22 protein-coding genes and 1 other RNA gene are annotated in these 23,769 nt (G+C 72.0%); 1 reads left to right on the top strand and 22 read right to left on the bottom strand.

The window, feature by feature from the left end; all coding sequences use genetic code 11:
• Window positions 1-34: 34 nt before the first annotated feature.
• The 20 genes from D9C15_RS08060 to pyrC all read right to left on the bottom strand — a co-directional run bounded on the left by D9C15_RS08060 (window position 35) and on the right by pyrC (window position 21,507).
• Window positions 35-988, bottom strand: a complete 954-nt coding sequence (locus tag D9C15_RS08060; protein WP_127996923.1) for a D-alanine--D-alanine ligase — start codon at window positions 986-988, stop codon at window positions 35-37.
• A complete protein-coding gene (murC, locus tag D9C15_RS08055) occupies window positions 985-2,394 on the bottom strand; it encodes a UDP-N-acetylmuramate--L-alanine ligase (protein ID WP_127996922.1) in 1,410 nt (469 codons plus the stop codon). Before murC ends, D9C15_RS08060 begins: the two co-directional genes overlap by 4 nt.
• A complete protein-coding gene (gene murG, locus D9C15_RS08050) occupies window positions 2,391-3,467 on the bottom strand; it encodes an undecaprenyldiphospho-muramoylpentapeptide beta-N-acetylglucosaminyltransferase (protein WP_259372594.1) in 1,077 nt (358 codons plus the stop codon). The genes murC and murG overlap by 4 nt, the downstream gene beginning before the upstream one ends.
• Window positions 3,464-4,735: a putative lipid II flippase FtsW gene (gene ftsW, locus D9C15_RS08045; RefSeq protein WP_127996921.1), complete on the bottom strand. Its 1,272-nt coding sequence runs from the start codon at window positions 4,733-4,735 to the stop codon at window positions 3,464-3,466. Before ftsW ends, murG begins: the two co-directional genes overlap by 4 nt.
• Entirely contained in the window at window positions 4,735-6,261 is a 1,527-nt protein-coding gene (gene murD, locus D9C15_RS08040; protein WP_127996920.1) for a UDP-N-acetylmuramoyl-L-alanine--D-glutamate ligase, read from the bottom strand. The genes ftsW and murD overlap by 1 nt, the downstream gene beginning before the upstream one ends.
• Window positions 6,258-7,436 (bottom strand): phospho-N-acetylmuramoyl-pentapeptide-transferase, encoded by a 1,179-nt coding sequence (gene mraY, locus D9C15_RS08035; RefSeq protein ID WP_127996919.1) that lies wholly within the window; start codon window positions 7,434-7,436, stop codon window positions 6,258-6,260. The genes murD and mraY overlap by 4 nt, the downstream gene beginning before the upstream one ends.
• Entirely contained in the window at window positions 7,426-8,799 is a 1,374-nt protein-coding gene (locus tag D9C15_RS08030) for a UDP-N-acetylmuramoyl-tripeptide--D-alanyl-D-alanine ligase (protein ID WP_375138761.1), read from the bottom strand. Before D9C15_RS08030 ends, mraY begins: the two co-directional genes overlap by 11 nt.
• Window positions 8,796-10,274 carry a UDP-N-acetylmuramoyl-L-alanyl-D-glutamate--2,6-diaminopimelate ligase gene (locus D9C15_RS08025; RefSeq protein WP_127996918.1) on the bottom strand — a complete coding sequence of 493 codons (1,479 nt, stop codon included), beginning with the start codon at window positions 10,272-10,274 and terminating at the stop codon, window positions 8,796-8,798. Before D9C15_RS08025 ends, D9C15_RS08030 begins: the two co-directional genes overlap by 4 nt.
• Window positions 10,274-12,082, bottom strand: coding sequence for a peptidoglycan D,D-transpeptidase FtsI family protein (locus tag D9C15_RS08020; RefSeq protein WP_127996917.1), 1,809 nt, complete (start codon window positions 12,080-12,082; stop codon window positions 10,274-10,276). Before D9C15_RS08020 ends, D9C15_RS08025 begins: the two co-directional genes overlap by 1 nt.
• Window positions 12,079-12,372, bottom strand: coding sequence for a cell division protein FtsL (gene ftsL / locus D9C15_RS08015; protein WP_127996916.1), 294 nt, complete (start codon window positions 12,370-12,372; stop codon window positions 12,079-12,081). The genes D9C15_RS08020 and ftsL overlap by 4 nt, the downstream gene beginning before the upstream one ends.
• Complete coding sequence (gene rsmH / locus D9C15_RS08010; RefSeq protein ID WP_127996915.1) at window positions 12,369-13,304, bottom strand: 16S rRNA (cytosine(1402)-N(4))-methyltransferase RsmH; 936 nt, start codon at window positions 13,302-13,304, stop codon at window positions 12,369-12,371. The genes ftsL and rsmH overlap by 4 nt, the downstream gene beginning before the upstream one ends.
• Complete coding sequence (mraZ, locus tag D9C15_RS08005; protein ID WP_259372597.1) at window positions 13,304-13,735, bottom strand: division/cell wall cluster transcriptional repressor MraZ; 432 nt, start codon at window positions 13,733-13,735, stop codon at window positions 13,304-13,306. The genes rsmH and mraZ overlap by 1 nt, the downstream gene beginning before the upstream one ends.
• 277 nt (window positions 13,736-14,012) lie before the next feature.
• Window positions 14,013-14,648 carry a response regulator gene (locus tag D9C15_RS08000; RefSeq protein WP_127996914.1) on the bottom strand — a complete coding sequence of 212 codons (636 nt, stop codon included), beginning with the start codon at window positions 14,646-14,648 and terminating at the stop codon, window positions 14,013-14,015.
• A 43-nt stretch (window positions 14,649-14,691) separates the two neighbouring features.
• On the bottom strand, window positions 14,692-16,251 hold the full coding sequence (locus D9C15_RS07995) for a methyl-accepting chemotaxis protein (RefSeq protein ID WP_127996913.1): 1,560 nt from the start codon (window positions 16,249-16,251) through the stop codon (window positions 14,692-14,694).
• A 146-nt stretch (window positions 16,252-16,397) separates the two neighbouring features.
• Window positions 16,398-16,967, bottom strand: a complete 570-nt coding sequence (locus tag D9C15_RS07990) for an NnrU family protein (protein ID WP_127996912.1) — start codon at window positions 16,965-16,967, stop codon at window positions 16,398-16,400.
• 47 nt (window positions 16,968-17,014) lie between these two features.
• Window positions 17,015-18,037, bottom strand: coding sequence for a carbonic anhydrase (locus D9C15_RS07985; protein ID WP_127996911.1), 1,023 nt, complete (start codon window positions 18,035-18,037; stop codon window positions 17,015-17,017).
• A gap of 73 nt (window positions 18,038-18,110) precedes the next feature.
• Window positions 18,111-19,316, bottom strand: a complete 1,206-nt coding sequence (locus tag D9C15_RS07980) for a multidrug effflux MFS transporter (RefSeq protein ID WP_127996910.1) — start codon at window positions 19,314-19,316, stop codon at window positions 18,111-18,113.
• A gap of 34 nt (window positions 19,317-19,350) precedes the next feature.
• An RNA gene (rnpB, locus tag D9C15_RS07975) (RNase P RNA component class A) lies at window positions 19,351-19,692 on the bottom strand.
• A gap of 10 nt (window positions 19,693-19,702) precedes the next feature.
• Window positions 19,703-20,476 carry an NYN domain-containing protein gene (locus D9C15_RS07970; protein ID WP_127996909.1) on the bottom strand — a complete coding sequence of 258 codons (774 nt, stop codon included), beginning with the start codon at window positions 20,474-20,476 and terminating at the stop codon, window positions 19,703-19,705.
• The gene (pyrC, locus tag D9C15_RS07965) at window positions 20,473-21,507 is read right to left on the bottom strand and encodes a dihydroorotase (protein ID WP_127996908.1); all 1,035 of its coding nucleotides are present in this window, start codon (window positions 21,505-21,507) and stop codon (window positions 20,473-20,475) included. Before pyrC ends, D9C15_RS07970 begins: the two co-directional genes overlap by 4 nt.
• An 86-nt stretch (window positions 21,508-21,593) precedes the next feature.
• On the opposite strand from pyrC, the gene D9C15_RS07960 reads away from it, so the two are divergent.
• Entirely contained in the window at window positions 21,594-21,992 is a 399-nt protein-coding gene (locus D9C15_RS07960; protein WP_127996907.1) for a nuclear transport factor 2 family protein, read from the top strand.
• Here the strand turns inward: D9C15_RS07960 and D9C15_RS07955 are convergent.
• On the bottom strand, window positions 21,989-23,092 hold the full coding sequence (locus D9C15_RS07955; RefSeq protein ID WP_127996906.1) for a hypothetical protein: 1,104 nt from the start codon (window positions 23,090-23,092) through the stop codon (window positions 21,989-21,991). The two genes, D9C15_RS07960 and D9C15_RS07955, sit on opposite strands and share 4 nt — an antisense overlap.
• Before the next feature lie 2 nt (window positions 23,093-23,094).
• Entirely contained in the window at window positions 23,095-23,769 is a 675-nt protein-coding gene (locus D9C15_RS07950) for a nucleotidyltransferase family protein (RefSeq protein WP_127996905.1), read from the bottom strand.

Raw genomic sequence — 23,769 nt, 5'->3', positions numbered from 1 at the left:
CCCACGCGGGTGCGTTGGGTTCTTTCACAGCTTCTCAATGATCGAGGGCCGCGTGGGCCAGCAGGTGCAGGCACAGCTGCTCGTAGCTCATGCCGGCCGCCCTGGCCGACATCGGCACCAGCGAGTGGCCGGTCATGCCGGGGCTGGTGTTCATCTCGAGCAGGAAGGGCTTGCCGTCGCTGGCGCGCAGCATCAGGTCGGCCCGGCCCCAGCCGCGGCAGCCCAGCGTGCGGTAGGCGCGCACGACCAGGTCCTGGATCTGCGCCTCGAGCGCGGCCGGCAGGCCCGAGGGAACGAGGTACTGGGTGACGTCGGTGAAGTACTTGTTCTGGTAGTCGTAGGCGCCCTCGGGCGCGACGATCTTGATCACCGGCAGCGCACGCGCCGAGTCGCCCTCGCCCAGCACCGGGCAGGTCAGCTCGTCGCCTTCGATGAACTCCTCGCACAGCACCTCGGTGTCGTACTGCGCGGCCAGCGCCACGGCATCCTGCATCTGCGAGTAACCCGCCACCTTGGTGACGCCGATCGACGAGCCCTCGTGCGGCGGCTTGACGATCAGCGGCAGGCCGAGCTCGTCGGGAATCGCCACCACGCGCTCGCGCACCAGCTGGTCGCGCCGCAGCGTGACGTAACGCGGCGTCGGCAGCCCCTCGGCGAGCCAGACACGCTTGGTCATCACCTTGTCCATGGCGATCGCCGAGGCCATCACGCCCGAGCCGGTGTAGGGAATGCGCAGCAGCTCGAGCGCGCCCTGCACCGTGCCGTCCTCGCCGTGGCGGCCGTGCAGCGCGATGAAGCAGCGTGCGAAGCCCTCCTTCTTCAGCTCGACCAGTTCGCGCTGGCTCGGGTCGAAGGCGTGTGCGTCCACGCCCTGCGACTGCAGCGCGGCCAGCACGCCGCCGCCGGACATCAGCGACACCTCGCGTTCGGCCGAATCGCCGCCCATCAGCACGGCAACCTTGCCCAGGGCCTTGACATCGATGCTCATGAACGATCCTTCAGCAGCTCGGCGACCTGCGCCGGCACGTTGCCGATCGACCCCGCGCCCATCGCGATCACCACGTCGCCTCCCTTGGCCTGCTCGGCGATGGTCTGCGGCATCGCGGCGATGTCGTCGACGAACACCGGGTCCACCTTGCCGGCCACGCGCAAGGCACGCGCCAGCGAACGGCCGTCGGCGGCGACGATGGGCGACTCGCCGGCCGCGTAGACCTCGGCCAGCAGCACCGCGTCGGCCGTGCCCATCACCTTGACGAAGTCCTCGAAGCAGTCGCGCGTGCGGGTGTAGCGGTGCGGCTGGAAGGCCAGCACCAGGCGCCGGCCCGGGTAGGCGCCGCGCGCGGCGGCGATCACCGCGGCCATCTCCACCGGGTGGTGGCCGTAGTCGTCGATCAGCGTGAAGCGCCCGCCGTCGGCCGCGGGCTGCTCGCCGTAGTGCTGGAAGCGCCGGCCGACGCCGCGGAACTCGGCCAGCGCCTTGACCACCGGCGCGTCGGGCAGCTCCAGCTCGGTGGCCACGGCGATCGTCGCCAGCGCGTTGAGCACGTTGTGCGTGCCCGGCAGGTTCAGCGTGACCGAGAGGTCCGGCATCGCCACGCCGTTGCGGCGCTGCACGGTGAAGCACATCGTGCCGCCCTCGCGCGCCTCGATGTCCACCGCGCGCACCATCGCGTCGGCGCCCAGGCCGTAGCTGACCAGCGGGCGCGAGATCATCGGCATGATCGAGCGCACGCCGGCGTCGTCGGCACACAGGATGGCCGCGCCGTAGAACGGCATGCGGTGGATGAAGTCGACGAAGGCCTGCTTCAGCTTCGCGAAGTCGTGGCCGTAGGTGTCCATGTGGTCGGCGTCGATGTTGGTGACGACGGCCATCACGGGCATCAGGTTCAGGAACGAGGCGTCCGACTCGTCGGCCTCGACGACGATGTACTCGCCCGATCCCAGGCGCGAGTTGGCGCCGGCGGCGTTCAGCTTGCCGCCGATCACGAAGGTCGGATCGACGCCGGCCTCGGCCAGCACGCTGGTGACCAGCGAGGTGGTGGTGGTCTTGCCGTGCGTGCCGGCGATCGCGATGCCCTTCCTCAGCCGCATCAGCTCGGCCAGCATCACGGCGCGCGGCACCACCGGGATGCGCATCGCACGCGCCGCGATCACCTCGGGGTTGTCGCCCTTCACCGCGGTGGAGGTGACCACGGCCTCGGCGCCGGCGATGTGGGCCGCGTCGTGGCCGATCGCCACGCGGATGCCCAGCGCGGCCAGGCGGCGCGTGACGCTGCCGTCGGCCTGGTCCGAGCCGGACACGGTGTAGCCCAGGTTGTGCAGGATCTCGGCGATGCCGCTCATGCCGGCGCCGCCGATGCCCACGAAATGGATGTGCTTGACGGCGTGTTTCATGCCGGCACCAGCCCTTCGATCTGATCAGCGACACGCGCCGCGGCCCTGGGCTTCGCGAGCGCGCGCGCCCTGGTGGCCATCGCCAGCAGCGAGTCCCGCGTCAGGCCCTTCAGCAGCTCGGCCAGGCGCTGCGGAGAAAGCTCCCCCTGCGGCAGGTGCATGCCGGCGCCATGCGCGGCCAGCCATTGCGCGTTGTCGCGCTGGTGCGAAGTCGTGCTGACGATCAGCGGCACCAGCACCGCGGCCACGCCGGCGGCGCACAGCTCGCTGACCGTCACCGCGCCGGCGCGGCAGATCATCAGGTCGCAGTCGGCCAGGCGCTGCGCCATGTCGTCAAGGAAGGGCAGCAGCTCGGCCTGTACCTGCTGCTGCGCATAGGCCGCCTGCACGGCTTCGAGGTTCGCGGCGCCGGTCTGGTGCGTCACCTGCGGCCGCTGCGCGGCATCGAGCATCGCCAGGGCCTGCGGCACGGTCTCGTTGAGCACACGCGCGCCCAGGCTGCCGCCCACCACCAGCACGCGCAACGGGCCGCCGCGGCCGGCGAATCGCTGCGCCGGCTCGGGCAGGGCCTCGATCTCGGCGCGCACCGGGTTGCCGGTGACGACCGCGTTCTTCACCGTCGTCGCCGCGTCGCCCTCGAAACCGAAGGCCACGCGGTCGGCCACCGGCAGCAAGGCGCGGTTGCTCATCAGCAGCGCCGCGTCGGCATTCACCAGCACCAGCGGCTTGCCGAGCAGCGACGCCATCATGCCGCCAGGAAAGCACACGTAGCCGCCCATGCCCAGCACGGCACTCGCGCGGCGCGCGCGCAGGATGCGCAGGCAGGACCAGAACGCCGCCAGCAGGCGCAACCCGCCGGTCAGGGTGTGCATCGGTCCCTTGCCACGCAGACCGCTGAAGGTGATGGTGTCCATCGGGATGCCCGTGGGCGGGACGAGCCGGTTCTCCATCCCGTGCGTGGTGCCGAGCCAGCTCACCGTCCAGCCGCGCGCGAGCATCTCGCGCGCGACCGCGAGGCCCGGGATCACATGCCCGCCGGTGCCCGCAGCCATGACGACGAGATGGCGGCTCACGGGCGCCCTCCCCGCATCATCTGGCGGTTCTCGACGTCGATCCGGACCACGATGGCGAGCGCGACGAGGTTCATCACGATCGCCGAGCCGCCGTAGCTCATCAGCGGCAGGGTCAGGCCCTTGGTCGGCAGCACACCCAGGTTCACGCCCATGTTGATGAAGGCCTGGCCGCCGAACCAGATGCCGATGCCTTGCGCGTACAGGCCGGCGAACACGCGGTCCAGCGCGATCGACTGGCGGCCGATGTGGAAGATGCGCCGCGTCAGCCAGAAGAACGCGACGATCACCGCGGCCACGCCGACGAAGCCCAGTTCCTCGCCGATCACCGCGAGCAGGAAGTCGGTGTGCGCCTCGGGCAGGTAGTGCAGCTTCTCGACACTCGAGCCCAGGCCCTGGCCGAAGATCTCGCCGCGGCCGAAGGCGATCAGCGAATGGGTCAGCTGGTAGGCCTTGCCGAGCGCGTACTCCGGGTCCCAGGGGTCGAGGTAGGCGAAGATGCGCATGCGCTTCTCGGGGCTCGAGGCGATCACCGCGACGAAGGCGCCCACCAGCATCAGGCCGCTGGCGAAGAACATCTTGCCGTTCACGCCGCCGAGGAACAGGATGCCCATGGAGATGAGCGCCACCACCATGAAGGCGCCCATGTCGGGCTCGCGCAGCAGCAGCACGCCGGTGAAGCCCAGCGCCACCGCCATCGGCCACACGGCACGGAAGAAGTTCTCCTTCACGTCCATCTTGCGCGTCATGTAGCTGGCCGCGTACATCGCCATCGCGAGCTTGGCGAGTTCGCTCGGCTGGAAGTTCATCACGCCCAGCGGGATCCAGCGCCGCGAGTTGTTCACCACCTTGCCGATGAAGGGCAGCAGCACCAGCACCAGCAGCACCAGCGCGGCGACGAAGAGGTACGGCGCGGCCTTCTCCCAGAACGCGACCGGCACCTGCACCAGCACCAGCGCCGCCAGCACGGCCAGGCCGATCTGGATCGCGTGGCGCAGCAGGAAATGCGTGGAGCGGTAGTTCTCGAACTTCGGGCTGTCCGGCAGCGCCACCGAGGCGCTGTAGACCATCACCATGCCCAGCGCGAGCAGGCCCACCACGACCCAGACCAGCGCCTGGTCGAAGCCGGCCAGGCGCGCCGGCTTCGCGCTGCCGACGTGGATCCAGTCGCGCACCGGGATGGTCGTGCCGCGCTCGTCGGCGCGGCGCGCGCGCCAGGCCGCGAGCTTGGCGCGCCAGCCGAGGATCGGGAGCCGGGAGGCCAGCGCCATCAGACAACCTCCCCGCGCTCGGCCGCCAGCGCGCGCACCGCGGCGACGAACACCTCGGCGCGGTGCGCGTAGTTGCGGAACATGTCCAGGCTCGCGCAGGCCGGGCTGAGCAGCACCGAGTCGCCCGGCTGCGCCTGCGCGAAGCACCAGCGCACCGCGGCCTCGAGCGTGTCGTGGCGCTGCAGCGGCACGCCGGTGGCGGCCAGTGCCTGCTCGATGCGCCCGGCGTCGCGCCCGAGCGTGGCCACCGCACGCGCATGGCGCGCGATCGGCGCGGCCAGCGGCGCGAAGTCCTGGCCCTTGCCGTCACCGCCGAGGATGACGATCAACTTGGCCGGCGCGCGGTCGGCCCCCAGGCCGTCCAGCGCGGCGACCGTCGCGCCGACGTTGGTGCCCTTGCTGTCGTCGTAGGCCTCGACCTGGTCGACGCTGGCGACGAATTCGACCCGGTGCGGCTCGCCGGCGTACTCGCGCAGGCCGTGCAGCATCGGCGCGAGCGGGCAGCCGATGGCCGTGGCCAGCGCCAGCGCGGCCAGCGCGTTGGCGGCGTTGTGGCGGCCGCGCACGCGCAGCGCGTCGGCCGGCATCAGGCGCTGCAGGTGGAGCTCCTCGGGCTCGTCCTTGGCGCGCCTGTGCGTCTCGTCGGCCGCGTGGGCGCGCACCAGCCAGGCCATGCCGTTCTCGGTGACGAGGCCGAAGTCGCCCGGGCGTGTCGGCGCGTCGAGGCCGAAGCGCACCACGGTGCGTTCGATCGGCTTCGCGTGCCGGCCCTTGGGAATCACCGGTGCGGGGACCATCTTCTCGACGGCCGGGTCGTCGCGGTTGATCACCATCACCGCGTTCTTGCCGAACACGCGCGCCTTGGCCGCGGCGTAGGCGGCCATCGAGCCGTGCCAGTCGAGGTGATCCTCGGTGAGGTTGAGCACCGTGGCGGCGTCGGGTTCGAAGCCCAGGGCGCCGTCGAGCTGGAAGCTGCTCAGTTCGAGCACCCACACCTCCGGCAGCGCGTTGCCGGCGTCGTCGAGGCGGTCGGCCAGCGTCTGCAGCATCGTCGGGCCGATGTTGCCGGCCATCGCGACGCTGCGGCCCGCGCGCTCGACCAGCCCCTTCGTCATCGCGGTGGTGGTGGTCTTGCCGTTGGTGCCGGTGATGGCGAGCAGCTTCGGTGCGTAGCCGCGCTCCGCCTTCAGGTCGGCCAGCGCACGCGCGAACAGTTCCAGCTCGCCTTGCACCAGCACGCCGGTCTCGGCGGCGCGCGCCAGCGGCGCGGCAATGCGCGCGTCGCCGGGCGCGAGGCCGGGGCTCTTGAGCACCAGGCGCACGCCGGCGAAGGCCGCGTCGGACAGCTCGCCGCGCAGGCGCTGCGCCGCGGGCAGCTGCTCGGCCAGCGCGCTGTCGTGCGGCGCGCTCTCGCGCGAGTCCCACACCCGCACGCGGGCGCCGTGGCGGGCGCACCAGCGCGCCATCGCCAGGCCCGAGTCGCCCAGGCCCAGCACCAGCACGTCGAGGTCGGCGAGGTGTTTCATCGCAGCTTGAGGCTCGCGAGCCCGACCAGGCACAGCAGCATCGTGATGATCCAGAAGCGCACCACGACCTGCGTCTCCTTCCAGCCGGACTTCTCGAAGTGGTGGTGCAGCGGCGCCATCTTCAGGATGCGCCGGCCGGTGCCGTACTTCTTCTTCGTGTACTTGAACCAGCTGACCTGCGCCATCACCGACAGCGCCTCCAGCACGAACACGCCGCCCATGATCCCGAGCACGATCTCCTGGCGCGTGATCACCGCGATCGTGCCGAGCGCGCCGCCGAGCGCGAGCGCGCCGACGTCGCCCATGAACACCTGCGCCGGGTGGGTGTTGAACCACAGGAACGCGAGCCCGGCACCGGCCATCGCGGCGCAGAACACGAGCAGCTCCCCGGCGCCGGGGATGTAGGGGATCAGCAGGTAGCGGCTGAAGTTGACGTTGCCGGTGACGTAGGCGAACACGCCCAGCGCCGAGCCGACCATCACCACCGGCATGATCGCCAGCCCGTCCAGGCCGTCGGTGAGGTTGACCGCGTTGCTCGCGCCGACGATGACGAAGTAGGTCAGCGCGATGAAGCCGAACACGCCCAGCGGGTAGCTGACGGACTTGAAGAAGGGCACGATCAGGTCGGCCTTGGGCGGCAGGTCGTTCGAGAAGCCGCTCTGCACCCAGCGCAGGAACAGCTCCAGCACCCGCACGTTGGAGGTCTCGCTGACGCTGAAGGCGAGGTAGAGCGCGGCGATCAGGCCGATCACCGACTGCCAGAAGTACTTCTCGCCCGAGCGCATGCCCTCGGGGTTCTTGTGCACCACCTTGCGCCAGTCGTCGACCCAGCCGACCGCGCCGAAGCCCAGTGTCACCAGCATCACGATCCAGACGAAGCGGTTGCTCCAGTCGAACCACAGCAGCGTCGAGACGCCGATGCCGATCAGGATCAGCACGCCGCCCATGGTCGGCGTGCCGCTCTTGGCCAGGTGCTGCTGCACGCCGTACTCGCGGATCGGCTGGCCGATCTTCAGCTCGGCGAGGCGGCGGATCACCCAGGGGCCGAACATCAGCCCGATCAGCAGCGCCGTCATCGCCGCCATCACCGCGCGGAAGGTGAGGTACTGGAAGACGCGGAAGAAGCCGAACTCCGGCGACAGCGTCTGCAGGTACTGCGCGAGGCTAATGAGCATCCGCGTTCCCCTGCGTGAGCGCCGCGACGACACGCTCCATCCTCATGAAGCGCGAGCCCTTGACCAGCACCGAGGCGAAGGCCGGCGCGTGCGGCAGCGCGGCTACCAGCGCCTCCACGCCCTCGTGGTGGCGCGCACCGGCGCCGAAGGCCTCGGCCGCATGGCGCATCAGCGCGCCGGCACACCAGAAGCTCTCGATGCCGCGCTGCTGCGCGTAGGCGCCGACCTCGGCATGGAACTCCGGCCCGCGCTCGCCGACCTCGCCCATGTCGCCGAGCACCAGCCAGCGCGGGCGCGGCAGGCCGGCCAGCACGTCGATGGCGGCGCGCACCGAGTCGGGGTTGGCGTTGTAGCTGTCATCCACCAGCGTGACGCTGCGGCCGCCGCGCTCGACGCGGCGCAGCTGCGAGCGGCCCTTGACCGGCTCGAAGCCCTGCAGGCCCTCGCGGATCGCCTCCAGCGGGCAGCCGGCACCGAGTGCGCAGGCCGCGGCGGCCAGCGCGTTGTGCAGGTTGTGCTGGCCGGGCGCGCGCAGGCGCACCGGCGCGGCGCCGATCGGGGTGTCGAGCAGCATCGACCAGTGGTCCTCGCTCCAGGCCGCCAGCGCGGTGATCTCGGCCTCGCCCCGGGTCGCGAAGCGCAGCACGCGGCGCCGCCCGGCGAGCTGCCGCCACAGCGGCGCGTGCGGGTCGTCGGCCGGGAAGACGGCGATGCCCTCCGGCGCGAGCACCTCGATCACCTGGCCGTTCTCGCGCGCCACCGCCTCGACGCTGGCCATGAACTCCTGGTGCTCGCGCTGCGCGTTGTTCACCAGCGCGACGGTGGGCTGCGCCACCGCGGCGAGCTGCGCGATCTCGCCCGGGTGGTTCATGCCCAGCTCGATCACCGCCACGCGGTGCTGTTCGCGCAGGCGCAGCACGGTCAACGGCACGCCGATGTGGTTGTTCAGGTTGCCGGTGGTGGCCAGCGCGGCCGGGCCGTGCCAGGCGCGCAGGATGCCGGCGACCATCTGCGTCACGGTGGTCTTGCCGTTGCTGCCGGTCACGGCGATGACGGGCAGCTCGAACTGCGCGCGCCAGGCGGTCGCCAGCGCGGTCAGTGCGGCCTGCGTGTCGGGCACCTCGAGGCCCGGCAGGCCGGTCACCGTCAGCCCGCGCTCGGCCAGCCCGGCGACGGCCCCGGCCTCGCGCGCCTGGGCCAGGAAGTCGTGCGCGTCGAAGCGTTCGCCCTTCAGCGCGACGAACAGGTCGCCCGGCAGCAGCGTGCGCGTGTCGCTGTGCACGCGCGCGATCTCGATCGCGCCGTCGCCGACCAGTCGGCTGCCGGGCAGCAGCGCGTGCAGATGCTCGAGCGTGGCCATCATGTGCGCTGCTCCAGGGCCGCGGCGGCTTCGGCGAGGTCGGAGAACGGGTGCTTCACGCCGGCGATCTCCTGGTAGTCCTCGTGGCCCTTGCCGGCGATCAGCAGCACGTCCGGCGCCTGCGCCTCGCGCACCGCGGCGGCGATGGCGGCGCGGCGGTCCTCGATCACCTGCACGTGCTCGCGTGCACCCGCCAGCCCGGCGACGATCTGCGAGACGATGAAGCCGGGCGACTCGTGGCGCGGGTTGTCGCTGGTGATCACCACCCGGTCGGCCAGGCGCTGCGCGATGCCGCCCATCAGCGGCCGCTTGGCGGTGTCGCGGTTGCCGCCGCAGCCGAACACGCAAACCAGCTTGCCGCCGCGCGCCGCGGCGAACGGGCGCAATGCGAGCAGCGCCTGCTCGAGCGCGTCGGGCGAGTGGGCGTAGTCGACGATGACCTCCGGCCCCGCGGCACCGCCGGGCACACGCTGCATGCGGCCGGGCACCGGCGTCAGGTGCGCGCAGGCCGACGCCGCCTGCACGAGCGGCACCCCCAGCGCTCGCAGCGCGCCGATCACCGCCAGCAGGTTCGACACGTTGTAGTCGCCGATCAGCCGGGTGTGCACCGCGGCCCGCTCGCGGCCCTCGAGCACGTCGAAGGCCAGGCCGCCCTGCCGGTAGGCCGGCGCCTCGCTGTGCAGCCGCGCCTCGAAGCGGCGCGAGTAGCCCCACACGTCCAGGCCCTGCTCGCGCAGCACCCCGGCCAGCGCGAGGCCGTGGCGGTCGTCCAGGTTGAGGACTGCGGCGCGCAGGCCGGGCCAGCGGAACAGCGCGCTCTTGGCTTCCCAGTAGGCCTCCATGGTGCCGTGGAAGTCGAGGTGGTCCTGCGTGAAGTTGGTGAACAGGGCCACGGCGATGTGCGTGCCGGCCAGGCGGTGCTCGACGATGCCGATCGACGAGGCCTCGATCGCGCAGGCCGAGAAGCCGCGCTGCGCGAAGTCGGCCAGCGCGCGCTGCAGCGTCACCGGGTCGGGCGTGGTCAGGCCGGTGGACTGCACCTGCGGCGGTTCACCGATCCCGAGCGTGCCGATCACGCCGGCACGCCGGCCGAGCTGCGACAGGGCCTGCGCCGTCCACCAGGCGGTGGAGGTCTTGCCGTTGGTGCCGGTGGTGGCCACCAGCTCGAGCCGCGCGCTCGGGTCGCCGAAGAAGGCCGCGGCGATCGGCCCGGTGAGCGCCTTCAGGTCCGGCACGGCGGCGATGCGCGGGTCGTCGAAGCCGAAGGACTCGACACCCTGCGCCTCCACCAGGCAGGCCACGGCGCCGCGCTGCAAAGCCTGCGGCACGTACTGCCGGCCGTCCAGCGCATGGCCCGGCCACGCGATGAAGGCCTCGCCGGCGCCGACCCGCCGGCTGTCGGTGGCGAGCCCGCGCACGCCACGCGCGGCCAGGAAGGCCGAGACGGCGGCAAGGTCGGGCAGGCGCAGCAGCGGCATCAGAAGCTCTCCTCCACCGCCGGCACGTCGCGCACCAGGATCTGCGGCTTGACCTCCAGGTCCGGCGGTACGCCCATCATGCGCAGGGTCTGCTGCACCACCTCGCTGAACACCGGCGCGGCGACGTCGCCGCCGTAGTACTTGCCGTTGTTCGGCTCGTCGACCATCACCGCGACCACGATGCGCGGCTTGTCGATCGGCGCCATGCCGACGAACCAGGCGCGGTACTTCTTCTCCGCGTAGCCCTTGCCTTCCTGCTTGTGCGCCGTGCCGGTCTTGCCGCCCACGGAGTAGCCGATCGCCTGCGCCCTGGGCGCGGTGCCGCCCGGGCCGGCAGCCATCTGCAGCATCCGGCGCACCTCGCGCGCGGTCTGCGCCGACATGATGCGCAGCCCGGCGGCGCGCTGCGTCACGGCCTCGTTCGCTTCGGCATGCACCAGCGACAGCGGCAGCAGCTCGCCGTCGTTGGCCAGCACCGTGTAGGCGCGCGCCAGCTGGAACAGCGAGACCGACAGGCCGTAGCCGTAGCTCATGGTCGCCTGCTCGATCGGCCGCCAGGTCTTGTACGGGCGCAGCCGGCCGGTCACCGCGCCGGGAAACGGGATCTGCGGCTTCTGCCCGAAGCCGAGCTCGGTGTAGAGCTCCCACATCTCGCGCGGCTGCATCTGCATCGCGAGCTTGGTGGTGCCGACGTTGCTCGACTTCTGGATCACCTCGGCCACCGTCAGCGCGCCGTGCGGGTGCGCGTCGCTGATGCGCGAGCCGGTGATCATCAGGTAGCCCGGGGCGGTCTGGATCACGCTGCTCGGCGTCACGCGGCCGGTCTCCATCGCCAGGCCGACGATGAACGGCTTCATCGTCGAGCCGGGCTCGAAGCTGTCGGTCAGCGCGCGGTTGCGCATCTGCTCGCGGTTCAGGTTGCGCCGGTCGCCGGGCGCGTAGCTCGGGTAGTTGGCCAGCGCCAGCACCTCGCCGGTCTGCACGTCCAGCACGACCACGCTGCCGGCCCTGGCCTTGTGCTCGGCCACCGCGTCGCGCACGCGCTGGTAGGCGAAGAACTGCACCTTGGAATCGATCGACAGGCGCAGGTCCTGCCCGTCCACCGGCGGCACGCTGTCGCCGATGTCCTCGACCACGCGGCCGAGCCGGTCCTTGATGACTCGGCGCAGGCCGTCGCGGCCGGCCAGCTGGGCGTCGAAGGACAGCTCGACGCCCTCCTGGCCGTGCTCCTCGGCGTTGGTGAAGCCGACCACGTGGGCGGAGGATTCGCCCTCCGGGTACTTGCGCTTGTACTCGCGCACCTGGTGCAGGCCGGGGATGTTCAGCGCCAGCACGTCCTTGGCGACCTGCTCGTCGACCTGGCGGCGCAGCCAGATGAAGTTCGGGTTGTCGTCCAGGCGCCGCTCGAGCTCGCCCGGCGTCATGCCGAGCAGCTTCGCGAGCGTGCGGCGCTGCGCCGGCGTGGCGGCGAAGTCCTTCGGCAGCACCCACAGCGAAGGCGCCGGCACGCTGGCGGCGAGGATCTGGCCGTTGCGGTCGAGGATGCGGCCGCGGCTGGCGGGCAGCTCCAGCTTGCGCGCGAAGCGGATCTCGCCCTGCTTCTGGAAGAACTCGGTGCCGACGATCTGCACGTAGACCGCGCGGCCGAGCAGCACGCTGAAGCCCAGGCCGACCAGCGCGACCAGGAACTTGGAGCGCCACGGCGGCGTCTTGCTGGCCAGCAGCGGGCTGCTCGAATAGGCCACGCCGCGATGCCGCGCCATCGCGGCGCGCGTCTCGCGGGCCGGACGCGATTTGAACCAGCTCATGGCGCCCCCCCGGGGGCCGAGGCGGCGCCCGCCCACGGCACGTACTGCGTGACGGCCGGTGTGGCGTTGCGCATCGCCAGCCGCTCGCGCGCCGTCTTCTCCACGCGCAGCGGTGTGGCCTGCGCCTGGCGCTCGGCCTTCAGGCGCTCGAACTCGGTGTTCAGCGCACGCTCCTCGCCCTGCGCCTTGTCGAGCTCGGCGAACAGCCGGCGCGCGTCGTAGGAGATGCGCACCAGGTACAGGCTGCTGAGCAGCAGGGCCACGAACAGCAGCACGTTGAGGCGGGTCATGCCATCACCTCCGTCCGCTCGGCCACCCGCATCACCGCCGAACGCGCCCGCGGATTGGCGGCCAGCTCGGCCTCCGACGCCTTGACACGCGCCAGCGCGCGCAGGCGGTGCGGCCGCGCCGGCGCGAACGGCGCGCGCCGGTCCACCTCGTCGCGGCTCTCGCGCGCGATGAAGTTCTTGACGATGCGGTCTTCCAGCGAATGAAAGCTGATCACGACCATGCGCCCTCCGGGCTGCAGCAGGTCGAGCGCCGCGCTCAGGCCCTGTTGGAGCTCCTCAAGCTCGGCGTTGACGTGAATCCGAAGGCCCTGAAATGTGCGCGTTGCAGGGTCCTGGCTGCCCTCGCGGGTCTTGACCGCACGAGCCACGAGTTCGGAAAGCTCCCGCGTGGTTCGAACAGGGTTCCCGCTTTGGCGCCGAGCAACAAGCGCCTTTGCAATCGGTACAGCAAACCGTTCTTCCCCATGATCTCTGATCACCTCCGCGATCTGGCGCTCGTCGGCGCGTTGCAGGAACTCGGCGGCGCTCTCGCCCCGGGTCGGGTCCATGCGCATGTCCAGCGGGCCGTCGAAACGGAAGCTGAAGCCGCGCGCCGGGTCGTCGATCTGCGGCGAGCTGACGCCCAGGTCGAGCAGCAGCCCGGCGATGCGCCCGATGCCCAGCGCGGCCAGCACCGCGCGCAGGTCGCCGAAGCGGGCGTGGTGGATCGAGAAACGCGGATCGGCGATGCCGGCCGCCGCGGCCACCGCCTGCGGGTCGCGGTCCAGCGCCACCAGGCGCGCGGCCGGGCCCAGGCGCGCCAGCAACGCGCGAGAATGACCGCCGCGGCCGAAGGTGCCGTCGACGTACACACCGTCTTGCGTGGTCAGGAGCGCGTCGATCGCTTCGGCCAGCAGGACAGTGGTGTGGTGCCATGTCTGCGCGTCGGTCATCAGAAGCTGAAGTTCTTGAGCGACTCGGGCATCTCCGAGGCCATCACCTGGGCCTCGTGCTCCTCGTGCTTCTTCAGGTCCCACAACTCGAGGTGGTTGCCCATGCCCAGCAGCATCACGTCGCGTTCGAGCCCGGTGGCGCTGCGCAGTTCGGGCGCGATCAGCAGTCGGCCGGAGGCGTCCAGGTCGACGTCCATCGCGCTGCCGAGGAACACGCGCTTCCAGCGCACCGCGTCCATCGGCAGCGAGGCCACGTGGTCGCGGAAGGTCTCCCAGATCGGGCGCGGGAAGATCATCAGGCAACCGTCCGGGTGCTTGGTGACCGTCAGCTGCGTGACACGCATCGCCTCCAGCAGGACACGGTGGCGCGCCGGCATGGCCAGCCGCCCCTTGGTGTCCAGCGTCAGGGCCGCAGGGCCCTGAAAGACAATGTTCGCCACAAAAACCCACTAAAGTGCACTTTGTGCCACTTTAGCGGATGACTTCTCCCCGGGTCAATCCGACATGTAAAGAAAAATCAGTGAAATCAATCACTTAGCGCTCGTTTTTGAGGCAGTCTCGCGAGAGTTCTCTTTCAAAAGCAAGCACTTGCAGGCTGCACTGAAAGTGAAGCCTGAGGTTGCGGACCAATTCGGTCGAGGATGCCGGTGGTGAGTTCAGGGTTCAGCGGCGGGTCGCAGCCGAGCCGCGCCGGCGCTGGAAGCTCACTCAGCGCTCGTCCAGCCCCACCAGGCCTTCGCGCACCGCCCAACGCACCAGCGCGGGCACGTCGGACAGGCCGAGCTTGGCCATCAACCGGCTGCGGTAGGTGTCCACCGTCTTGGGCGAGAGATGCAGCTGCGCGCCGATCTCGGCGCTGGACGCCCCGCGGCACACCATCACGGCGATCTGCCGTTCACGCGGAGACAGCGCGGCCGGGTCGCTCTCGGCCAGCGAGCGGCCAAGCCGGACCATCTCCGCCTCGGCGGGCGCCAGGTGCCGGCTGCCGGCCAGCACGCGGTCGATCGCCTGGCGCAGTTCCTCGCGCGAGGAGCCCTTGCGCACGTAGCCGGCCGCGCCGAGGTCCATCGCCTGGGCCAGGTCGCGCGGCTGCTCCGACATCGACACCACCAGCACCGGCGCGCCGAGCTGGCGGCGCTGCAGTTCAGCCAGCACCTCCAGGCCGGAGCGCGGGCCGAGGTTCAGGTCCAGCAGCACCACGTCGGGCGCCAGGCGCTGGATGTCGGTCACGGCGACGGTCGGCGTCGCGGCCTCGCCGACGATCTCGTGGCCGTCGACCTCCAGCACCGCGCGCAGCATGTCGCGCAGCAGCTGATGGTCATCGACGAGGTAGATGCGTGCCATGCCTGTGAGTGGCGCGCATTGTGGCGCCACTGCCGGCCCGAGGTCACGCGCTGCGCGCGGCCCGGGTACGGAAGATGCGGACCGCCTCGGACACCACTTCCGACTGCTGGCTGAGCGAGCTGGCCGCCGCCGCGAGCTCCTCGACCATCGCGGCGTTCTGCTGCGTCAGCGCGTCGAGGTTGGCCACCGCGGCATTGACCTGCACCACGCCGGTGGACTGCTGCTCCGAGGCCGAGCTGATCTCGGCCACCAGCTGCTGCACGCGCTGCACGGCCTGCAGCGTCTGCTGCACGGTGGTGCCGGTGTCGCCCACCAGGCGCGTTCCGGCCTCGACCCTGCCGATCGCGTCCTCGATCAGGGCCTTGATCTCGCGCGCCGCGGCGCTGGTGCGCTGCGCCAGTGCACGGACCTCACCGGCCACCACCGCAAATCCACGGCCGGCTTCGCCCGCCCTGGCGGCCTCGACCGCCGCGTTCAGCGCCAGGATGTTGGTCTGGAACGAGATGCCGTCGATCGTGCCGATGATCTCGCCGATGCGCTGCGAGGCCTCGCGGATGCCGCCCATGCGCTGCACCGCATCGTTGGCCGCGGCGCCGCCGCGCTGTGCCACCTGCGCGGCCTGGTCGGCCAGGGTCGAGGCGGCACGGGCCGAGTCGGCGTTCTGGCGGATGGTCGCGGTGATCTGCTCCAGCGACGCGGCGGTCTGCTGCAGGTTGCTCGCCTGCGACTCGGTGCGGCTGGACAGGTCGTGGTTGCCGGTGGCGATCTCGCGCGAGGCGTTGTCGATGTTCTCGACCTCGCGGCGCACGTCGCCGACGATGGCCTGCAGGTTGACGTTCAGCTGCGTGATGCCACGCGCCAGGCGGCCGAATTCGTCGAGCCGGTCGCTCTCGAGCACCTGCGTCAGGTCACCCGCGGCCATGCGGTTCACGGTGTCGGTGGCCAGCACGAGCGGGCGCACGGCCAGCGCGCGCACCAGCCAGGCCGAGAGCGCGACGGCGGCGGCAATGCCCAGCCAGGCGAGCGGCCCGGGCACGAACTGGCCGAGCGCACCGGCCAGGGCCGCCGGCACCGCACCGGCGGCGGCCAGGCGCACGCCGAGTGACGGACGCCGCAGCCGCGCGACCAGGCGCGCCGCCCCGCGGCGCACCACCTCGCCCTGCTCCAGGTGGGTGATCAGATGGCCGCCAGCCGCTTCGCTGCGCATCGCGGCGTACAGGCGCTCGGCCGCCTCCACCTCGGCGCGTGCCGGCTTGGTGCGCACGGACATGTAGGCCACCACGGCGCCGTTCTCGAGCACGGGCGTGACGTTGGCCCGCACCCAGTAGTGGTCGCCGTTCTTGCGCCGGTTCTTGACCAGCGCCGACCAGGGACGGCCCGACTCGAGCGTGGCCCACAGGTCGCGGAACGCCTCGGCCGGCATGTCCGGGTGGCGGATCAGGTTGTGCGGCTGGCCGATCAGTTCCTCGCGCTCGTAGCCGCTGACGGCGACGAACGCGGGGTTGCAGTAGGTGATCCGGCTCTTCAGGTCGGTGGTGGAGACGAGGGTCGCGCCGTCGTCGATGACGAACTCGCGCTGCGTCACGGGGCCGGTCTTTCGCATCTGCGCCTACTTCCGAGCAGTGAACGATGTGCTCGGTATCGGCGGGCGCCGCGGGTTCTGTCGGGCCGCCGATGTGGGGAGATCTCGACGAATCGGGACCCGGGGCCCCGCTTTTGTGATGGATCAAGCCCTGGCCGGCCGTGCGGTCAAACCAGGGCCACCCCGATCAGCCAGCGGTGCCCCCAGGCGACGAACAGGCCGTACAGCAGCAGCCCGCCCACCAGCGCGACGGCATCGTTGACCGGCCGCCGCGGTGCGCCCGGCACCGGCCGCGCGACGCGGCGCTTCAGCGAGATCCGGTCGGCCACCGCCCAGGCGAGGAAGGCGCCGAACAGCAGCACGTCGGCCAGCGTGCCGTTGGCCAGCAGGTGGGCGGTGGCCCACAGCTTGGTGGCCGCCAGCATCGGATGGCGGGCCGCGGCCTGGAGGCGCCCGGGCAGGTAGGCCGCCAGCAGCAGCACGAACACCGGCAGCATCAGCAGCAGCGCGAGGTGGCGCAGCGCCACCGGCGGCACGTAGAGCACGACCGGATCGAGCCGCGCCTGGCCGTAGCCCACCACCAGCAGCACGAAGCCGACCAGCGACAGCACCGAGTACAGGCCCTTCCAGGCCCCCTCGCCGCGGCGTGCCACCTGCGCGTCGCGCCAGGCCGGCGCGACGATCGAGACCGAGTGGACACCGAGGAAGACGACGAGGCCGACGATCAGCAGCAACATGGGGCGCACCGGGTGGACCGAATGCGCCGCAGTCTACCGACTCGGGACTACTCGGACTCCTTGATCAGTCGGCCCGCCGCCGACTGCACCGGCCGCGCGTTCATCGGGTACAGGCGCGCGAAGATGCCGATCTGCTCGGGCGAGATCGGCACCGGCTGCTTCATCACCATCCACAGCACACCCTCGCTGCACGGCGGCGTGGTCAGCGAGCCCATGTAGGTGAAGTACTGGCGCTGCGGCTCGGGCGGCAGCAGCCGGGCCAGGTCGAGCGTGCCGCGCGCGCCCACCTCGTCGCCCTTCTCGAGCGGCAGGTTGTTCCAGACGGACTGCACGATCGGGTGCGCGCTGCCACGCTCCAGCAGCACGGCGACCACGGCGAGCCGCCCGTCCAGGTCCTTGTGCACCAGGTGCGCCACCATGTCGAACTGCCGGCCGTCGATGCGCTCCTCGGAGGGCCGGTGGAAGTGGAACTGCTGCAGCTCGTAGCGCCGCCCCATCACCTCGATGCTGTTGCCGGCGGCCACGTTGACCTGGATGGTGTGGCCGTTGTCGAGCACGCGGAACGCGCTGGGCTGGTAGCTGAACTGCACCGGGTCGAGCTGCACGCGCACGCCGTCGCGGATGTCGATCGGGCTCTGGCGCGTGCCGGTCGAGCACTTGGCGAACTCCGGCTTGAGCTCGCCCCAGCGCTCGGGGCCGCCGGGGCCGTTGTAGTCCCAGTGGCCGCCGTGGGCGGCGTGGGCCGACGGCGCCGGTCGCGCCGGGCGCGGCGCCGGGGCGGCAGCGTGCGCGGCGCGCTCCGCCGCCTTCTCCGCCGGCGCCGGCTCGGCGCCGGGGCGGGCCGTCACGCGCACCACGTTCGGGGTGCCCGGGGCCGCCTTGGTGGCGCCGAGCTTCTCGGCCAGGCGCTCGCGCAGCTTGTCCATCGCGTCGCCCTCGGGCAGCGGCTTGCGCGCCGGCGCGGCCACCGGGGCGGGCTTGGGGTCGGCATGCGCATCGGAGGCCTGCGCCGGCAGCGCCGCGCAGGCGGCGGCCAGGGGCAGCAGGGCGAGCAGGATTCGGGCGGACATGGCGGCAGGGCTCCGGGCCCGCGTCCGGCGGGCCTGTGCACGGGATGTCGGCCGCTCGGGCGCCGAACTTGAATCAGCCCACGTGCCGCTTGACCCAGATCCAGGCCACCAGGCCAATGCCCATCATCAGCAGCGAGGCGATGGCCAGCGCCGGCGCCGAATGCATCACCAGCGGCGCGATCGCCCCGGCGACGAAGCCATTGGCCACGCTGCCGACGCAGGCCTGCAGCGAGCTGGCCATGCCGCGCCGGTCGGGCACCAGGTCGAGCACCATCAGCGTGACCACCGGCACCATCAGCGCCCAGCCGAAGGCGAAGATCGCCACCGGCAGCATCGCCCACCAGGCTGCGGCGGGGAACAGCAGGTTCAGCGCCACGTTGGCCAGCGAGACCAGCGTCATCACCACGAAGCCATGGCGGATCTGCCGCTTGGGCGCGATGCGCCCGGCCAGCCGGCCCGACAGGAACGAACCAGCCATGATGCCGCCGATGGTGAGGCAGAAGAACCAGAAGAACTGGTCCGGCGCGAGGTGCAGCAGGTCGCCCAGGAACACCGGCGCCGACAGCACGTACAGGAACATGCCGTTGAACGGGATGCCGCTGGCCAGCGCCAGCAGCAGGAAACGCGGATTCGCGCCGAGCTGCCAGTAGCCGCGCAGCAGGTGCGGCACGTTGAAGGGCTGGCGCTGCGTGGCGTGCAGCGTCTCGGGCAGCAGGCGCCAGTTGGCCAGCCACAGCAGCACGCCCACCGCGGTCAGGAACCAGAAGATCGAATGCCAGTCGGCATGCACGAACAGGAAGCCGCCCACCATCGGCGCCACCGCCGGCGCCACGCCGAAGTAGATCGTCACCTGCGACATCACGCGCTGCGCGTCGGCCGGCGGAAACATGTCGCGGATCACCGCCCGCGAGACCACGATGCCGGCGCCGGCCGACATGCCCTGCACCGCACGCCAGAACACCAGCGTGCCGATGTGCTGGGCCAGCGCGCAGCCGGCCGAGGCGATGGTGAACACGGCCACGCCCCACAGCACCACCGGGCGGCGGCCGAAACTGTCCGACAGCGCGCCGTGGAACAGGTTCATCACCGCGAAGCCGAACAGGTAGGCCGAGAGCGTCTGCTGCATCTCGGTGGGCGTGGCGCCGATCGAACGCGCGATGCCGGAGAAGGCCGGCAGGTAGGTGTCGATCGAGAACGGCCCGAGCATGCCCAGGCAGGCCAGCAGCAGCGCCAGCGCCCAGCGCGGCGCGCGCCAGAGGGTGTGGGCGTCGGGGTTCATCGGATCGTTGTTGTTGTCGTGCCGGCCGCGAAAAGTGTGAAGCGGGCCGATAGGCCGGATTCTGTGCAGCCGCGCCGGCTTGCGCCGGCACGGCCGTGACCGCCATTCCTCTGGGCCGTGCATCGCTGCACGGCTCGGTGCCACCTACCCGCCGGCTCCGCGGGACCACATCACTGCCGGCCTATTCGGTGTTGCTGCGCGTAGAGATTGCCCGTTTCACCCGAGGCGGGACAGGGTCCCGCCTCGACTCGTCTCTGTTGCTCTGATCCTCGGCTCGCGCCGGACAGCCGTTAGCTGCTACGCCGCCCTGTGCAGTCCGGACCTTCCTCCCGTGCCTTCTTTCGAAGCTCGCACCGGCGGCGGTCTGGCCCGCTTCACGGCGCCGATTATCCGGCCTGGCCGATGAACCTGACTTTGTTGGGTTGTTCTTCCGGCACCAGCGCGAAGTACTCCGGGTGCTTGCGGAACAGCTTGGTCGAGGGTGCGTTCTTCGGCAGCAGGTCCGCGGCACGCAGGAACTCGACGGCCTTGCGCAGTTCGAGCTCGCCGCCGCCGCGCAGCGAGGGCAGCGCGTTGAGCAGCCGCTCGACGTCGTCGGGCAGCGCCGGTGCGGGCGGCGGCGCGGGGGGCGCGGCCTTGGCAGCCTTGCGCGTGCGCGGCGGCTTGGCCTCCTTGGCCGGCTTCGCCGCCCGCGCCTGCTTCTCCGGCTTCTCCGCCTTCACCGTCCTCGCGGCGCCGCCCTTGCGGTGCGCCAGCACGGTGTAGGCGTCGTAGACGCCGATCGTCTCGTCGCCCGTCTTGCCCTCCTGCCCGATGCCCTCGACCCGGCAGCCCTTCTCGCGCAGGCGGATCACCAGCGGCGCGAAGTCCGAGTCCGAGGACACGATGACCACCCGCTCGGGCCGCTCGGCCAGCACCAGGTCGAGCGCGTCGACCGCCAGCGCGATGTCGGTCGAGTTCTTGCCCGCCGACAGGTTGACCATCGGCCGGATCGAATGGCGCTTGAACAGCGCCAGGTTCTTCTGCGCCGATTCGGCCGTGCAGTAGGCGCGCCGCACATGGATCGCGCCGTGTTCGGCGAGCAGCAGCTCGACCGCCTGGCTGACCACGTCGGCCGAGACGTTGTCGGCGTCGATCAGCAGCATCAGCTTGCCGTTCATGCGAGCCTCCAGGCCAGGGTTTCGCCGCCGCGCAGCGGCTTGAGCTGCGCCTCGCCGAAGGGCACGCTCTCGGGCAGCGCCCAGAGTTCGCGCCGCAGCGTCACCGTGCCGCGGTTGCGCGGCAGGCCGTAGAAGTCGGCGCCGTGGAAGCTGGCGAAGCCCTCGAGCTTGTCCAGCGCCCCGGCCGCATCGAAGGCCTCGGCATACAGCTCGAGCGCGCTGAGCGCGGTGTAGCAGCCGGCGCAGCCGCTGGCATGCTCCTTCAGGTGCGCCGGGTGCGGCGCGCTGTCGGTGCCGAGGAAGAACTTCGGGCTGCCCGAGGTGGCGGCGTTGACCAGCGCGCGCCGGTGCTCCTCGCGCTTGAGCACCGGCAGGCAGTAGAAGTGCGGCCGCACACCGCCCAGGAAGATCGCGTTGCGGTTGTAGAGCAGGTGGTGCGCGGTGATGGTCGCCGCGGTCCTCGGCCCGGCCTCGCCGACATACTGCGCCGCCTCGCGCGTGGTGATGTGCTCGAAGACGATCTTCAGCTCGGGGAAGTCGCGCCGCAGCGGGATCAGCTTCTGGTCGATGAAGGCCTTCTCGCGGTCGAACAGGTCGATCTCCGGGTCGGTCACCTCGCCGTGCACCAGCAGCGGCAGGCCCTCGCGCTGCATGGCCGCGAGCGTGTCGTAGGTGTGGTGCAGGTCGGTCACGCCGGCGTCGCTGTTGGTCGTCGCGCCGGCCGGGTAGAGCTTGACGGCCGCGATGCCGGCCTCCTTGGCGCGCCGGATCTCCTCGGGCGGCAGCCGGTCGGTCAGGTACAGCGTCATCAGCGGCTCGAAGTCGAGCCCGGCCGGCACCGCGGCGCGGATGCGCTCGCGGTAGGCCAGCGCCTGCGCGGTGCTGGTCACCGGCGGCTTGAGGTTGGGCATGATGATCGCGCGGCCGAACTGGCGCGCCGTGGCCGGCACGACGTCGGCCAGCGCCGCGCCGTCGCGCACATGCAGGTGCCAGTCGTCCGGGCGCGTGATCGTCAGGGTGTCTAGCGTCATGCGGGCATTCTCGCATCGGGCCTGCATCCGGCCGGGCGACGGGCCCGTAGAGCAGGCATCCCCACCACCACCTGCGGAGCCGCGCCATGCCCAGCCCCACCGAGATCGTCCAGTCGCTCTACGCCGCCTTCGGCCGCGGTGACATCGCTGCCGTGCTGGACCTGCTGACCGACGACGTGCAGTGGGAGCACAAGGGCAGCAGCGGCGCCGCCTACCTGCGCACCGCGCGCGGCCGGGCCGACGTGGCGCGCTGGTTCGGCGAGGTGGCCGAGCTCGACGAGGTGCAGGCCTTCGAGCCGCGCGAGTTCCTGGCCGGGACCGACCATGTCACCGTGCTCGGCTGGGAGCGCACCCGCGCGCGGCCCGCCGGTGGCGTGTTCGAGACCGACTGGATGCACGTGTTCACACTGCGCGACGGCCGCGTGTGCCGCTTCGTCGGCCTGTACGACACCGCGGCGGCGCTGGCCGCCCGGCGCGCGGCCTAGGATTGCGCGCGGCAGACCGCCGCGCGCCGCCAGCACGCCAGGGCCAGCGCCGCGGCGACGGCGAAGCCGAAGGGCACGGCCGGCAGCACGCCGGGGCCGAACCACTCGACCGCGAGCCCGAGCGCGAGCAGCAGCGCGGCCTGGGCAACCGCGCCGCACCAGGGGTCGCGGTGCGGCCCGGCGCGCGCGGCCGGCTCGGCCAGCTGCGCGCCCCAGGCCAGGCTCCAGGCCGCCCCCTGGCTCAGCACGAGCCACCACCAGGCGCCCGCGTCCAGCCCGGCGGCCAGCCCGCCACCGGCCAGCAGCGCGCCGCAGGCCAGCGCCGCGGCCGCAGGGCGCAGGCGCGGCAGCAGCAGGGCCGGCAGGAACATCGCCGCCAGGTGCATGCCCAGCATCGCCTGCGGCCCGAGCGCATCGCCGCGGCACAGCGCCAGCATCTGCGGCAGGCCGGCCATCATCGGCAGCATCACCAGCGCGCCGAGCAGCAGCGGCCAGCGCGCCGGCTCGCGCCAGGCGCCTGCCGGCCAGGCCGGCAGCGAGCAGTCGAACAGGCCGGCCCGGCAGCCGCCCGGCGGCGCAGCCCGGAGGCCCTGCAGCAGCGCTGCAAGCCCGAGCGCCGCGACGAGCAGCAGCGCCCCGGCCCGCGGCACCAGGGTGGTCAGGTCGGTCGGGTCGCCGAGCACCGCCCAGGCCAGCAGCGCCCCCGCCGCAGCAGCGCCCACCGGCCGGCCCGGTCGCACCGGGGCGGCGCGGCGCAGCATGCGCACCGTCGAGGAGGCCAGCGCCACCAGCAGGCCCCAGGCGAGCAGCGGCGGCAGCAGCGCCGCAGCGCCGGCGCCCTCGCGCGTGCCGGCCAGGCCGCGCAGTGCCAGCAGCGCGACCACCGACAGCAGCAGGCGCTGCCAGCCCGGCGCGAGCGCGAGCCGCCCGAGCAGCGACGCGAAACCGCCGAGCGCGAGCAGCCAGGCCGCGATCAGGCCGAAGGCCGCCAGCGGCGGTCCGGCAAGCCGGTCGGCCAGCGCGGTCAGCACGATCCAGCCGCCCAGCAGCAGCGCCCAGGACAGCGCCCGTGCCGCCTCGACGCGCCAGGCCCGGGGCATGGTCAGGCCCGCTCCGGCACCGCGGGCCAGCGCAGCACGTGGCCGGTGCGCTCGGCGAAGCGCTGCAGGTCCTCGGGCGTGTCGATGTCGATGCGGTAGCGCGGGTTGTCGGTGTCGAACCAGTGCACGCGCTCCGGGTGGTCGAGGCGCCAGCGGCGGCAGCCGGCGTCGGCCTCGCCGGCCAGCCACTCGTCGCGCAGCGCGGCGTCGAGCATCACCGGGTTGCCGGGCTCGCCGTGCACCGCCGGCACCACCATGGCCTTGTCGCCGCGCCTCTTGTAGGCGCCGATCAGCGCAGTGATGTCCTGCGCGTTGATCAAGGGCTGGTCGGCCAGCGCGACGATCACCGCGTCGAGCTTGCCCGCCAGCGCCGCCAGGCCGACGCGCACCGAGGACGCCTGGCCCGCCTCGGGCACCGGGTTGTGCACCACGGTGACCGGGAAGTCGCGCACCACCGGCTCGATGGCCTCGGCATGGTGGCCGAGCACGACGACCACCTCGTCGACCCCGGCGCCCGACAGCGCGATCAGCTGGCGCCGGATGAGCGGCACGCCGCCGAGCTCGAGCAGGCATTTCGGCCGGTGCCCGAGCCGGCTGCCGGCGCCGGCCGCGAGCAGCACGGCGCCGACCACCAGGCGCTGGTACAGGCCGCCGCCGCCCTTCAGGAGGCAGCCCAT

Origin of the sequence: Piscinibacter defluvii (assembly GCF_004011805.1) — a bacterium.
In the GTDB taxonomy this organism is placed as follows: domain Bacteria; phylum Pseudomonadota; class Gammaproteobacteria; order Burkholderiales; family Burkholderiaceae_C; genus Piscinibacter; species Piscinibacter defluvii.
The sequence above is the reverse complement of the archived record's forward strand: the minus strand, read 5'-3'. Positions and strand labels throughout refer to the sequence as shown.

Coding starts and splice junctions, on each gene's coding strand:
- D9C15_RS08060 (WP_127996923.1), bottom strand. CDS start 988: ATGAGCATCGATGTCAAGGCCCTGGGCAAGGTTGCCGTGCTGATGGGC.
- murC (WP_127996922.1), bottom strand. CDS start 2,394: ATGAAACACGCCGTCAAGCACATCCATTTCGTGGGCATCGGCGGCGCC.
- ftsW (WP_127996921.1), bottom strand. CDS start 4,735: ATGGCGCTGGCCTCCCGGCTCCCGATCCTCGGCTGGCGCGCCAAGCTC.
- murD (WP_127996920.1), bottom strand. CDS start 6,261: ATGAAACACCTCGCCGACCTCGACGTGCTGGTGCTGGGCCTGGGCGAC.
- mraY (WP_127996919.1), bottom strand. CDS start 7,436: ATGCTCATTAGCCTCGCGCAGTACCTGCAGACGCTGTCGCCGGAGTTC.
- D9C15_RS08030 (WP_375138761.1), bottom strand. CDS start 8,799: ATGATGGCCACGCTCGAGCATCTGCACGCGCTGCTGCCCGGCAGCCGA.
- D9C15_RS08025 (WP_127996918.1), bottom strand. CDS start 10,274: ATGCCGCTGCTGCGCCTGCCCGACCTTGCCGCCGTCTCGGCCTTCCTG.
- D9C15_RS08020 (WP_127996917.1), bottom strand. CDS start 12,082: ATGAGCTGGTTCAAATCGCGTCCGGCCCGCGAGACGCGCGCCGCGATG.
- ftsL (WP_127996916.1), bottom strand. CDS start 12,372: ATGACCCGCCTCAACGTGCTGCTGTTCGTGGCCCTGCTGCTCAGCAGC.
- rsmH (WP_127996915.1), bottom strand. CDS start 13,304: ATGACCGACGCGCAGACATGGCACCACACCACTGTCCTGCTGGCCGAA.
- D9C15_RS08000 (WP_127996914.1), bottom strand. CDS start 14,648: ATGGCACGCATCTACCTCGTCGATGACCATCAGCTGCTGCGCGACATG.
- D9C15_RS07995 (WP_127996913.1), bottom strand. CDS start 16,251: ATGCGAAAGACCGGCCCCGTGACGCAGCGCGAGTTCGTCATCGACGAC.
- D9C15_RS07990 (WP_127996912.1), bottom strand. CDS start 16,967: ATGTTGCTGCTGATCGTCGGCCTCGTCGTCTTCCTCGGTGTCCACTCG.
- D9C15_RS07985 (WP_127996911.1), bottom strand. CDS start 18,037: ATGTCCGCCCGAATCCTGCTCGCCCTGCTGCCCCTGGCCGCCGCCTGC.
- D9C15_RS07980 (WP_127996910.1), bottom strand. CDS start 19,316: ATGAACCCCGACGCCCACACCCTCTGGCGCGCGCCGCGCTGGGCGCTG.
- D9C15_RS07970 (WP_127996909.1), bottom strand. CDS start 20,476: ATGAACGGCAAGCTGATGCTGCTGATCGACGCCGACAACGTCTCGGCC.
- pyrC (WP_127996908.1), bottom strand. CDS start 21,507: ATGACGCTAGACACCCTGACGATCACGCGCCCGGACGACTGGCACCTG.
- D9C15_RS07960 (WP_127996907.1), top strand. CDS start 21,594: ATGCCCAGCCCCACCGAGATCGTCCAGTCGCTCTACGCCGCCTTCGGC.
- D9C15_RS07955 (WP_127996906.1), bottom strand. CDS start 23,092: ATGCCCCGGGCCTGGCGCGTCGAGGCGGCACGGGCGCTGTCCTGGGCG.
- D9C15_RS07950 (WP_127996905.1), bottom strand. CDS start 23,769: ATGGGCTGCCTCCTGAAGGGCGGCGGCGGCCTGTACCAGCGCCTGGTG.